Origin of the sequence: Duganella radicis, assembly GCF_009720825.1 — a bacterium.
In the GTDB taxonomy this organism is placed as follows: domain Bacteria; phylum Pseudomonadota; class Gammaproteobacteria; order Burkholderiales; family Burkholderiaceae_D; genus Rugamonas; species Rugamonas radicis.
This window is the reverse complement of sequence record NZ_WNKY01000048.1, coordinates 33,550-45,488: the sequence shown is the minus strand read 5'-3', so window position 1 is coordinate 45,488 and position 11,939 is coordinate 33,550. Positions and strand designations below refer to the sequence as shown.

The 11,939-nt window shown below is 62.2% G+C and carries 12 protein-coding genes; 8 read left to right on the top strand and 4 right to left on the bottom strand.

From position 1 onward, the window contains the following. Together mreC and GM676_RS26635 are read right to left on the bottom strand one after the other, a co-directional pair. Positions 1-1,050: rod shape-determining protein MreC (mreC, locus tag GM676_RS26640; RefSeq protein WP_155467229.1), on the bottom strand; the 1,050-nt coding region annotated here is incomplete at its 3' end. Positions 1,051-1,101: 51 nt separating this feature from the next. Continuing rightward, entirely contained in the window at positions 1,102-2,145 is a 1,044-nt protein-coding gene (locus GM676_RS26635; protein WP_072789105.1) for a rod shape-determining protein, read from the bottom strand. 253 nt (positions 2,146-2,398) lie between these two features. On the opposite strand from GM676_RS26635, the gene gatC reads away from it, so the two are divergent. The 3 genes from gatC to gatB are packed head-to-tail and all read left to right on the top strand — an operon-like array spanning position 2,399 to position 5,707. Then, positions 2,399-2,701, top strand: coding sequence for an Asp-tRNA(Asn)/Glu-tRNA(Gln) amidotransferase subunit GatC (gene gatC, locus GM676_RS26630; protein ID WP_155467228.1), 303 nt, complete (start codon positions 2,399-2,401; stop codon positions 2,699-2,701). 50 nt (positions 2,702-2,751) lie between these two features. After that, complete coding sequence (gatA, locus tag GM676_RS26625) at positions 2,752-4,224, top strand: Asp-tRNA(Asn)/Glu-tRNA(Gln) amidotransferase subunit GatA (RefSeq protein ID WP_155467227.1); 1,473 nt, start codon at positions 2,752-2,754, stop codon at positions 4,222-4,224. A 22-nt stretch (positions 4,225-4,246) separates the two neighbouring features. After that, positions 4,247-5,707: an Asp-tRNA(Asn)/Glu-tRNA(Gln) amidotransferase subunit GatB gene (gene gatB, locus GM676_RS26620; RefSeq protein ID WP_155467226.1), complete on the top strand. Its 1,461-nt coding sequence runs from the start codon at positions 4,247-4,249 to the stop codon at positions 5,705-5,707. 32 nt (positions 5,708-5,739) lie between these two features. Here gatB and GM676_RS26615 read toward each other — a convergent pair whose 3' ends face one another. After that, positions 5,740-6,477: a hypothetical protein gene (locus GM676_RS26615; protein WP_155467225.1), complete on the bottom strand. Its 738-nt coding sequence runs from the start codon at positions 6,475-6,477 to the stop codon at positions 5,740-5,742. A gap of 173 nt (positions 6,478-6,650) precedes the next feature. Here GM676_RS26615 and GM676_RS26610 point away from each other — a divergent pair, with 173 nt between their 5' ends. The 5 genes from GM676_RS26610 (at position 6,651) to GM676_RS26590 (ending at position 10,464) form a co-directional block, all read left to right on the top strand. Continuing rightward, positions 6,651-8,231, top strand: a complete 1,581-nt coding sequence (locus GM676_RS26610) for an alpha-amylase family glycosyl hydrolase (RefSeq protein WP_155467224.1) — start codon at positions 6,651-6,653, stop codon at positions 8,229-8,231. 113 nt (positions 8,232-8,344) lie between these two features. Continuing rightward, positions 8,345-8,518, top strand: a complete 174-nt coding sequence (locus tag GM676_RS26605) for a hypothetical protein (RefSeq protein WP_155467223.1) — start codon at positions 8,345-8,347, stop codon at positions 8,516-8,518. Between the two features lie 10 nt (positions 8,519-8,528). Continuing rightward, positions 8,529-8,792, top strand: a complete 264-nt coding sequence (locus GM676_RS26600; RefSeq protein ID WP_155467222.1) for a hypothetical protein — start codon at positions 8,529-8,531, stop codon at positions 8,790-8,792. A 38-nt stretch (positions 8,793-8,830) separates the two neighbouring features. After that, positions 8,831-9,202: a BlaI/MecI/CopY family transcriptional regulator gene (locus GM676_RS26595; protein ID WP_155467221.1), complete on the top strand. Its 372-nt coding sequence runs from the start codon at positions 8,831-8,833 to the stop codon at positions 9,200-9,202. Further along, complete coding sequence (locus GM676_RS26590) at positions 9,199-10,464, top strand: M56 family metallopeptidase (protein ID WP_155467220.1); 1,266 nt, start codon at positions 9,199-9,201, stop codon at positions 10,462-10,464. Before GM676_RS26595 ends, GM676_RS26590 begins: the two co-directional genes overlap by 4 nt. A gap of 76 nt (positions 10,465-10,540) precedes the next feature. Here GM676_RS26590 and GM676_RS26585 read toward each other — a convergent pair whose 3' ends face one another. Next, positions 10,541-11,929 carry a hypothetical protein gene (locus GM676_RS26585; RefSeq protein WP_155467219.1) on the bottom strand — a complete coding sequence of 463 codons (1,389 nt, stop codon included), beginning with the start codon at positions 11,927-11,929 and terminating at the stop codon, positions 10,541-10,543. Positions 11,930-11,939: the final 10 nt, after the last annotated feature.

Here is an 11,939-nt window from a genome sequence, read left to right as displayed (position 1 = left end):
CGCGGTGGCCGGCGCCGCGACGGCTGCGGCATCGGCGGCGGCGGCTTTCGGCGCGGGCGGCGGCATCACCGGCATCAGGCCGGGCGAACCGTTTGCCGCCGGTGCGGCGGCGGGCTGGCCGTCCGCGCCCTCTTTCGGTACGTCCTTGATCGGCGCCATCTTGTTATTGTGCTTGCGCAGCGGACGCTGCTCCTCATCCGCCGGTCGCGGAGGCATGTCCGGCGTCGACATCAGAATCAGCAACTGCGTATTGTTCATGATGCCGGCCAATGGCTGGCAGATCACGCCGCCGAACGAACCGCCGGCGCTGTTCTCCACCTGCGACACGCGCGCCACCGCCAGACCGGCCGGATACACACCGTCCAGACCCGAAGTAACCACGATATCGCCCACCTGAATGTCCGCATTCGGCGCCGTAAAGCGCAACTCCAGATTGCCCGCCTTGCCGCGCCCATAGGCCACGGAACGCAAGCCATTGCGCAGCAGTTGCACCGGAATCGCCTGCTCCTTGTCGGACAGCAGCGTCACCTCGGAGGTGAACGGAAACACCCGCGTCACCTGCCCGACCACGCCCTGATTATCGATCACCGGCAAACCCAGCGTCACATCGTGGCGCGTGCCGCGATCCAGAATGATCTTGCGGCTGTTGACATCGCGCGCGTCGTACAGCACATCGGCCAGCATCGACTTCACCGGCAGATGCTCGCGCGCGTCCAGCAGCTTGCGCAACTGCGCATTCTCGGCCGCCTGCAACTGCGCCTGCTGCAACGCCTGCGAGCTGAGGATCTGCTGGCGGCGCAACTCGCGCACCTGCTTTTCCATCGACGACAAAGTGGAGAAATAATCGCCGACGCCGTAGATGGCGTCGCGCGGCAACAAAGCCGCCATTTGCAGCGGATACAGCACGGTGCCGGCCACCTGGCGCACCGTGGTCAGGGTCCGCATATGCGAATCGACCAGCAGCAGTGCAATCGATATGCACGCGAACACCGTCATCTTGACCCGCGCCGAGGCGCCTTGCTTGAAAAGTGGCGGAGGACTGTATTCCATGACTTCCAATAAGCATCGGGGCCGCTGATTCGCGGCCCCGTTTTAGTCAGATCATTCGTAGGAGAAGATCGAACCCAGTTGGTCCATCCGCTCCAGCGCCATGCCGGAGCCGCGCACCACGCAGGTCAGCGGATCTTCCGCCACCAGCACCGGCAGGCCGGTTTCTTCCATCAGCAGGCGATCCAGATCGCGCAGCAGCGCGCCGCCGCCGGTCAGCATCATGCCTTTTTCGGCGATGTCCGCGCCCAGTTCCGGCGGGGTCTGTTCCAGCGCGTTCTTCACGGCGGAGACGATGTTGTTCAGCGGGTCGGTCAGCGCTTCCAGGATCTCGTTGGACGAGATGGTGAACGAGCGCGGAATACCTTCCGACAGGTTGCGGCCCTTGACTTCCATCTCCTTGACTTCGGAGCCAGGGAAGGCGGAACCGATGGCCTTCTTGATCGCCTCGGCGGTCTGTTCGCCGATCAGCATGCCGTAGTTGCGGCGGATGTAGTTGACGATGGCTTCGTCGAACTTGTCGCCGCCCACGCGCACCGAACCTTTGTAGACCATGCCGCCCAGCGAGATGATGCCCACTTCGGTGGTACCGCCACCGATGTCCACCACCATCGAGCCGGTTGCGTCGGACACCGGCAGGCCGGCGCCGATGGCCGCTGCCATCGGCTCTTCGATCAGATACACCTGCGAGGCGCCGGCGCCCAGCGCCGATTCACGGATCGCGCGGCGTTCCACCTGGGTCGAGCCGCAAGGCACGCAAATGATGATGCGTGGCGATGGGCGGAAGAATTTGGAGTCGTGCACCATGCGGATGAACTGCTTCAGCATTTGTTCGGTGACGGTGAAGTCGGCGATCACGCCGTCTTTCATCGGGCGGATCGCCTCGATATTGCCAGGTACTTTACCCAGCATCTGCTTTGCTTCTTTACCAACCGCTTGAATGGTCTTCTTGCCATTCGGGCCGCCTTCCTGGCGGATCGCGACAACCGAAGGTTCATCCAGGACGATCCCCTGGCCGCGAACGTAGATCAGGGTGTTGGCCGTGCCAAGGTCGATGGCCAGGTCAGAGGAAATGTAACGACGTAAAAAACCAAACATTAAAGTGTCCTGTGGCGCGACGTATGTGCGCGTAAACCGTTAAGTGAAAAATTCTGTCCGGATGCGGCGGCAGCATTGATTCGGCGCCGACAACGCATCAACCCGCCATTCTACCTTATAATTTGACTGCGATTTATCCAAAATCCATCCAAAAGTGCAGTGCCCCAGCCCGCGATTTAAGCGGCATTCGTCGGTAGTTGAAGACGAATAGGCAGATATTCAAGTTCTTTATCAATATTACAATTAACGCGCCATGTCCCTGACCCTATCCGACGTAACCCGCATTGCCAAACTGGCCCAACTTGAGATGAGCGAGCAGCAGAGCGCGACCGCTCTGGAACAGCTGAATGGCATCTTCGCGCTGGCCGAACAGATGCAGGCGGTCGACACCGAGGGCGTCGCTCCGCTGAGCCACCCGCTGGCGGCGCACATGAACAACATCGCCCTGCGCCTGCGCGAAGACGTGGCCAGCGAGCCGAATCGCCGCGACGATTACCAAGCCGTCGCACCGAAGACCCAGGACGGCCTGTACCTGGTGCCGAAAGTGATCGAGTAAGCCTTGCGCCGCACTCACCGCACCGATCACCGAATCTGAATTGAAACGCCATGCACACCAAAACCATTAAAGAGCTCTCCGCCCTCCTGCAAAGCAAAGCGATCACCGCCACCGAACTGGCCACCCAGTTCCTCGACCGCATCGAGCAAAGCGACCTGAATGCCTTCCTGCACATGGACCGCGCGCTGACCCTGGCGCAAGCGGCCGAAGCCGACAAACGCATCGCCGACGGCACCGCCGGCCCGCTGACCGGCGTGCCGATCGCCCACAAGGACATCTTCGTCACCAAAGGCTGGCGCTCCACCGCCGGCTCCAAAATGCTGGCCAACTACGTCAGCCCATTCGACGCCACCGTGGTCGAGAAGTTCCAGAAAGCCGGCATGGTCACGCTGGGCAAGCTGAATTGCGACGAATTCGCCATGGGCTCGGCCAACGAGAACTCGGCCTTCGGCGCGGTGAAAAACCCGTGGGATAAAAGCGCCGTGCCGGGCGGCTCGTCGGGCGGCTCGGCCGCCGCCGTGGCCGCGCGCCTGGCGCCGGGCGTGACCGGCACCGACACCGGCGGCTCGATCCGCCAGCCGGCCGCCTTCTGCGGCATCACCGGCATCAAGCCGACCTACGGCCGCGTGTCGCGCTTCGGCATGATCGCGTTTGCCTCGTCGCTGGACCAGGGCGGCCCGATGGCGCAAACCGCCGAAGACTGCGCCCTGCTGCTGAACGCCATGGCCGGTTTCGACGAGCGCGACTCGACCTCGCTGTCGCCGGAACTGGGCGGCGTCGACGAAGACTTCACCCGCGAACTGGGCCAGCCGCTGACCGGCCTGCGCATCGGCGTGCCGAAAGAATACTTCGGCGAAGGCCTGTCGAAGGACGTGGAAGACGCGGTGCGCGCCGCGCTGGCCAAGTACGTGGAACTGGGCGCGACGCTGGTCGACATTTCGCTGCCGAACACCAAGCTGTCGATCCCGGCCTACTACATGATCGCGCCGGCCGAGGCCTCCTCCAACCTGTCGCGCTTCGACGGCGTGCGCTACGGCTTCCGTGCCGAAGGCTACAAGGATCTGCAAGACATGTACCGCAAGACCCGCGACCAGGGCTTCGGCAATGAGGTGAAACGCCGCATCATGGTCGGCACCTATGTGCTGTGCCACGGCTACTACGACGCCTACTACCTGAAAGCGCAGAAAATCCGCCGCCTGATCGCGCAGGACTTCGAGAAGGTGCTGAACGGCCCGGACGCCGTGTGCGATGTGATCATGGGCCCTGTGGCGCCGACCGTGGCGTGGGATCTGGGCGACAAATCGGACGATCCGGTGGCCGCCTACCTGGCCGACATCTACACCCTGTCCACCAGCCTGGCCGGTCTGCCTGGCATGTCGATCCCTGTGGGCTTCGGCGCCAAGAATCGCCCGGTCGGTCTGCAAATCATCGGCAAACACTTTGGTGAAGCCAGGCTGCTGAACGTGGCGCACGCCTATCAGCAAGCCACCGACTGGCACACCCGCGCGCCAGCAGGCGTTTAATAACGAATACAGCGAGAACTATATGGAATGGGAAGTCGTCATCGGTATTGAGAACCACGTACAGCTCACTACCGCATCTAAAATCTTCAGCGGCTCGCCGACCACCTTCGGCGCCGAAGCCAACACCCAAGCCAGCCCGGTTGACCTGGCGCTGCCTGGGGTGCTGCCGGTCATGAACAAGCAAGCGGTCGATCGCGCGATCCGCTTCGGCCTGGCCGTCGGTTCAAAAATCGCGCCGGCGTCGATCTTCGCCCGCAAAAACTACTTCTATCCGGACCTGCCGAAGGGCTATCAGATCAGCCAATTCGAAGACCCGGTGGTGCAAGGCGGCGCCATCACCTTCGGCTACGAGAAGGATGGCGAATTCGTCACCAAGACGGTCAACCTGACGCGCGCCCACCTGGAAGAAGACGCCGGCAAATCGCTGCACGAAGACTATGCCGGCATGTCGGGCATCGACCTGAATCGCGCCGGCACGCCACTGCTGGAAATCGTCTCCGAGCCGGAAATCCGCAGCGCCGCCGAAGCGGTGGCCTACTGCAAAGCCCTGCACTCGCTGGTGATGTGGCTGGGCGTCTGCGACGGCAATATGCAGGAAGGCTCGTTCCGTTGCGACATCAACGTCTCCGTGCGTCCGAAAGGCCAGCAGGAATTCGGCACCCGCTGCGAGATCAAAAACCTGAACTCGTTCCGCTTCATCGAAGAAGCCGTGCACGTGGAAGTGCGCCGCCAGATCGAACTGATTGAAGACGGCGGCAAAGTGGTGCAGGCCACCCGCCTGTACGATCCGGACAAAAAAGAAACCCGCGAAATGCGCAGCAAGGAAGACGCGCAGGACTACCGCTACTTCCCGGACCCGGACCTGCCGCCGCTGGTCATCTCCAACGCATGGATCGATCAGGTGAAAGCCGCGATGCCGGAACTGCCGGCTGCCATGCGCGCTCGCTTCGTCAGCGAATACGCCCTGCCGGAATATGACTCGCTGGTGCTGACCGCATCCAAAGCCATGGCGACCTACTTCGTGGCCGTGGTGGACGCGGCGGGCAAGGAGAACGCCAAAGCCGCCGCCAACTGGCTGATGGGCGATGTCTCTTCGACCCTGAACCGCGAAGGCGTGGACATCGCCGACGCGCCGGTCAAGCCTGCGCAACTGGCGCTGATGTTGAAGCGCATCGCCGACGGCACCATCAACAACAAGACCGCCAAAGAACTGTTCGGCGACATGTGGGCCGCCAAGTCGGACGACGACAATCTGGTCGACGCGCTGATCGAATCGAAAGGCCTGAAACAGATCTCGGACACCGGTGCGCTGGAAGCCATCGTGAACGAAGTCATCGCCAACAACGCCAAGTCAGTGGAGCAGTACCGCGCTGGCAAGGAAGCTGCGATCAACGCCCTGATCGGCCAAGCCATGAAAGCCTCGCGCGGCAAAGCCAACCCGGCGCAGCTGACCGAACTGCTGAAAGCCAAGCTGGCCGGCTAATCCGCCGCCCCAGCCAGAAACGCCCCGCCAGCTCACGCTCGCGGGGCGTTTTTTTGTGGCCAGGCGGCCGCAGGATCGCGGCCCAACCCTGCGCGAAACTCCTGCCACAGCACCGACAACGGCTGACCATACGCCGCCTGCACCGATACGCCGAATGCCTTGCCTGCGGCGACATCCCGGATCAAGCGCTCAAACGCCACGCCATCGCGCTGCTTCATGTAATCCACCATCATGGAGCTCTGGCGATAGTACATCGGCCAGGATAGCTTGAATTCATCGGCGCGCCTGGGGAACAACAGCGAACCATCCGCCTCCGCTTCGAAGTGGCGGCCGTGGACCAGCGCGAATACGGCCTCCTCGCGCGAAACGCGTTCTGCGGCGCCGCCGTTCGACACCGCCGTGGGCAAACCTTCCATGAACCAGTTAGGCAAGCGCGCCACCGCCACGACGCCGGCCTGCTGCTGCAAGTGCAGGTGCGACAGTTCGTGTGTGAGTATCGCCGCGCGCACCGCCGGCGGGTCGGCCAACAAACGCGGCGACAAATGGACCGCCCCGAAGCCAGTGGCGCCGTACGCGATGGGCTGCACAGCCGAGTGCCGCGCGAAGCTCTCGCGCGAGCCATAGACCTGAACCCGCATCGGCTGAGGGAAGCTGCCGTAGTGCGCCCGTTCGACCACGCCGACCGCCGCCGCCATCAAGGGCGCGATGGCACGCGCCCCTTGCTCCGCTCCCGGCTCGCACCAGATGCGCGGGTCCGTCGTACACTGCACGAAATCCGATGTTGGCTGCGCCCACGCCAACACGATGCGCCCCGTCTGCCCAACTGCCAGCAATCCAACCCCGGCGAGTACCACGCCGCCTGCTATTAATCGTTTAATCAAACACACCTCCCTGTCTGCGTCATATCATATCGCTAATATTCACCACTCGCGCAAGGACTACGATGGATTTGCAATTCAACGCCGACCCGGCACTGCTGCCGCACGCCGTTCCCGGCGGCGTGCGTTTTGTTTTCGATGATGCCCATGCGCAGCGCGTCGCGCTGGCGGGCACCTTCAATTGCTGGGCGGGCGATGTTTGCATGATGGAGCGCGTGTCTTCTGCGCGCTGGCAGGTGACGCTGCCGATACCGGCCGGACGGCACCTCTACAAGATCGTCGTCAATGACACCGACTGGATTCCCGATCCCGCCAATCCGTGGATCTCGGAAGACGGTCAAAACAATTCCTGCCTGACGGTGGACGAAAGCGGCACGGTGCTGATGCGCCAGCACGGCTTGAGCGCGGCAGCCCCCGGTCCGCTACATGCGCGCGCCGCGCTGGCCAGTCCGGACTGGCTGCGCGACGGCGTGATCTACCAGCTATCCGTGCCGGCCTTCGGCGGCGACTTCGATGGCGTGCGCGCCAAGCTGCCCTACCTGAATGAGCTAGGCGTGGATGTGTTGTGGCTCATGCCCTTCCATCCGGTCGGTGTCGAGGGACGGCGCGGCGGGCTGGGCGATCCTTATGCGGTGCGAGATTTCAACAGCATCGATCCTGCGCTGGGCGATGCTGCATCCTTGCGCGCGCTGATCGACGCCGCGCACGCACGCGGCATGCGCGTGATCATGGACTGGACGCTGAACCGGAGCAGCGTCGATCATCCATTCACGCGCGAGCATCCGCAGTGGTACACGCAGCGGGCCGACGGCAGCATCTACTATGCCGTCCCCAATCGCGACTACTTTGCCGGCTTTAACTTTGCCAACCGCGAGTTGCGACAGTACCTGATCGCCAGCATGCGCTGCTGGATCGAACGCTTCGGCTTCGACGGCCTACGCTTCGACGATTCGGACATCACACCCTGCGACTTCCTCGACGAGATCCGCGCCGAGCTGGCGGCGCTGCGAGCCGACATCGCGCTGATCTCGCAGTCCTACGACGAATTCCACCACCTCGCCGCCTGCGACCTGACTTACGAAGGCGGCACGCGCGAAATGCTGCGGCAAGCCGACAACGCCGCCTTCGCCCGCTACTGGAACGAATCCACCTACAGCTTCCCGCGCGGCGCACTGCGCATGCGCTGGCTGGAAGACAAGGAGCAAGGCCGCATCTCCGCCTTCCTCGGCAGCGCCGCGCACCGCCCCGCCGCCGCCGTGATGCTGTGCATGGACGGCGTGCCGCACATCCTGATGGGCCAGGAATTCGGCGAGCCCACATGGACCGGCTGGCAGGCATTGTTCGACGGCTGGCAGCCCGACTGGCAAGCCTTCAACAGCGAACTGTATGCGCACTACCAAACCCTGATCGCCCTGCGCCGCCAACATGCCGCACTACGCACCGGCGCCACCGCTTTCCTTGAAGGCCTGCCCCCCGGCGCCATCGGCTTCACCCGCGATGACATCGTGGTGCTAGCCAACCTGTCGCCGACAACGCTGACCTTCGATACAAACCTCGCGCATGCCCAACCACTCTATACGTCCGACTGGCACGCCGCAGCCGCCACACTAGCGCCCTACGGCTGGATGATCGGCACACGCAACTAAGCCATACCTGATTGGAAGAGATCCACTTGGTCCATGTCAGATCAGATGGATCTCACACTTGGTAAGCCTGCTACTCTCCAGGAAAATGTGCGCTAGCCCAGCCGGAGCCGCACATGCTTACCATACTCGATCTCGATAAAATTTCAGTGGCACGCTTGCGTGATGCCGAGGCGCTCTATACAGCGGATCGCTATGACGGCGCATATTACATGGCAGGCTACTCGCTTGAATTGGCTTCGCTAGCAAAAAACAAGCGAGCGATATGCTCATTGCAATTTCGGCATTGATGAGGATGCTATGACTACGTTGATTGAGAAAATGAAGCGCGTGGAGTTAAAGGTTTCATCCAAGTATGGAGCATTCGAGCTGTTTGCATTGTTTCAGCCTGACACCACGTTGCGCCTGTGGGATATTCTGATCGCGGCCGAATGGGTCGAGCAGGACGAACTCGCCTCCATGCGCATCATCTCCAGCTATCCTACGTCATCACATCGTCACGCTATAAAGAAACTATACATTAATGTCTACTTTCTGCAACAAGAAGTATACAATTCTGTCTAGCCAGAATACTCTAAGTCTACTGCAATCAGGGAGACGTCATGAGTATTCCGAAACCCACCGCCGGCGAGCTGGAACTGCTGCAAGCACTGTGGCCGCTCGGTACGGCCACTGCCAAGCAGGTGCACGAGGCCATGCTGGCCGATAAACCGGACCTGGCCTACGGCACCGTGCTGCGCCTGATGCAGATCATGCACACCAAAGGCATCCTGACGCGCGACGAAAGCCAGCGCTCCCACATCTACGCGCCGGCCCAAGCGCAGGACGCGCTGCAATCGAGCCTGCTCAAAGACCTGATGCAGAAAGCCTTCGCCGGTTCGGCCAAGGCTTTGGTGCTGGCCGCCCTCCGCAGCGGCATCTCCAAAAAAGAGCGCGCAGAAATCGAAAAGCTGCTGAAGGACGACAGCAAATGAGCGCCTTCATCTTCGCCCTCGGCATGACGCTGATGCACTTCCTGTGGCAAGGTCTGTTGATCGGCTGCGCCACCGCGATCACCCTCACCTTGCTGCGCAACAGCCGCGCGGAGTACCGCTACATCGTCGCCTGCGTCGCCCTGCTGGCGTGCCTGTGCTGGCCGGCGCTGGAACTATGGCAGCGCGTCGCCAGCGAAGCGACGGCCGCCGGCGCCAGCATCCACGGCCTGCCGTGGCAGGGCGCCGACCTGCTCGACAACGACCAATGGTTCAACCTGCGCGACTCACTGCGCGCCATCGTTGGCGTATGGGCGCTGTGCGCCGCCGCGCTGGCGCTACGCATGATGCTTGGACTGCTGTGGATAGACCGCGTCTCGCGCCACCCAGGCAACTGCCGCCGCCACGACCAGCTGCGCTGGGAAGCCGATCTGGCAAGGCTGGCGCAGCGCTTCGGCATCACACGTGCAGTGCGCCTGCGCGTGGTCGATGCGCTGGCCAGCCCAGTCACCGCCGGCTGGTGGCGCCCCGTGGTGCTGGTGCCAGCCGCGTTGGTGGGCGGTATGCCGCCGGACTTGCTGGAGGCTCTGCTGGCGCACGAAATGGCTCACATCAAACGACACGACTACCTGATTAACCTGCTCCAGAACGTGATTGAAACGCTACTGTTCTACCACCCTGCCGTGTGGTGGATCTCGAACCGCATCCGCGTTGAACGCGAACTGATAGCAGACGATATCGCCGCAAGGCAGCTAGGCGAACCGCGGCGCCTGGCCCTTGCTCTCTCTGAACTAGAGCGGCTCCGGTTCTCCACAAACCAACTGGCCCAAGCGGCCAATGGAGGAAACCTGATGATGCGTATTCAGCACCTATTAAAACCTGCCCCGCAGGCCCTGAACTGGAAAGCCGCGATTGCCATGCTGGGCGTGGCGCTGGCCTGTCTGTCGATCTACACCGAAGCCACAGCGGCAGACAAAAACGCCTACGGCCGCAAGCCGGCGCGGATCGACTTCAAGACCTGCGCCAAGCCGGAATACCCGGCAGCGGCGATCAACGAAAACCGCACCGGCACCGTGCAACTGGGCTTTTTGATCGACCGCACCGGCAAGGTAAAGAACTCCCGTGTGGAGCACAGCAGCGGCCACACCGACCTCGACGAAGCCTCGCGCACCGGCATTGAAAAATGCATCTTCAAACCTGCCACCAGAGCCGGCAAACCAATCGAATCCTGGACGCGCCTGCAATACGTCTGGACGTTAGAATAGAGGCATAAATCCCCTGCACCGGAGGCGGACATGGGCAGCAAATCCATCCAGCGTATGCGTGAGCAATCTCGCCGTTTTATTTCGTCAACACCAATGAGAAATATATGCGCGATGGCCCGTTCGCCAATTTGAAAAATATCTTGTTGCGGCCTTTCCTGAAGCGCGCTCTACGTTTTCCCTCGGTCATGTTAAAGTCCCGCGCGTGGGTATTCTGGGTATCGTAGAGGGCATGCCAGAGCGACATTTTGTTGATGTTGCCACCTGTCCAAACCTGTCGGTCGTTGAGCCACACTTGGGCATCGTCATCGGCGCCGATCCACATCGTCAGGTCCTGCTCCCTGTCCAGCATGAGCTCGGTATAGCCGTAGTAGACGGCGTCTTCGGCGAAGTCGGGCGGCACGAGTGGGTAACTGTCGGCGTTGAAGTAACGCCACCTCACGATCCGGTTGTCCTTTCCACGATAGGCGGCGTCCAACGCGACACCATCTTCCGGCGGATAGCGGTAGTTGGAAAATAGTCCGCTGCCATGCCTTCCTTCAAACGGTCCGATCAGATACCAACTGTTGACATACACGCGGTTGGCAAATTCACCGCCGCGGCCCAGCATACGGCCGGCACCTTTGTGCATGGCGCCGGCATCGACCAATGGGATTTGGCCGACCCCGGGGTTGAAGATGCTTTCGTGGTTACGCCCATAGCGCCCGGAGACATGCTGGGGAAGTGCAAGATCACGATTGATAAACCTGTCGATCCGTTCGATGGCCAGGCTATCGCCGCCACCAGAGGGCGTGCCAAGCGGACCGTCGCTGGCCCGTTCCCCGCCAGCGCCGCTTCGGACCGCGTCAGGACGCCGGCCGCCACCGTATGCCTTGCCGGCGGTGCGCTCCGGGCTTTGCACGGCAACGCCATTGACACGGCGCCGCAGATCCTGTTGCCGTTGCATCAGCGCGGCGCGTGCAAGCGCAGCAAGCTGCTCGATCTCGGTCGCTACCTGTTCAGGCCGGGCGTCCGCCGCTGGCGCCGCCCCCTGCGCCGGCATCGGCGCCGGGGCATCAAGTTGCTTACGCGCCTGGTCCTTCGAGATCCCTTCGATGCGTGCCAGTTCGTCGGCCTTGAGACGCGCTTCCACCTCGGCGATGGACTCGGACAACTGTCTGGCTTGTTCAAGCAATTCGGCCGGTGTCTTCGGTAGCGAAGTGGCGCTGAAGCTCGTCTGGTCCTCGGTGGTATCGGACAAGGTACTGGCGCGATCACTTTGTTCCAGCAAGTCGCTGATCTGTTTCATGTCCTGCACGCGCTTTTCCATGCTCGACTGCTTCGATAATTCGGCGCCAGCGCGCACAAGGTCCTGTTGCCGCATCAGTTCGATCCGATAGGCGCCGAAGTAGTAGCACAGTGCGATCAGCGCGGCATGCAAGGCCAGCGACACCGCCACGAATATGTGACGCCGGCTCAGCTCGACCATGTGGTGCCGC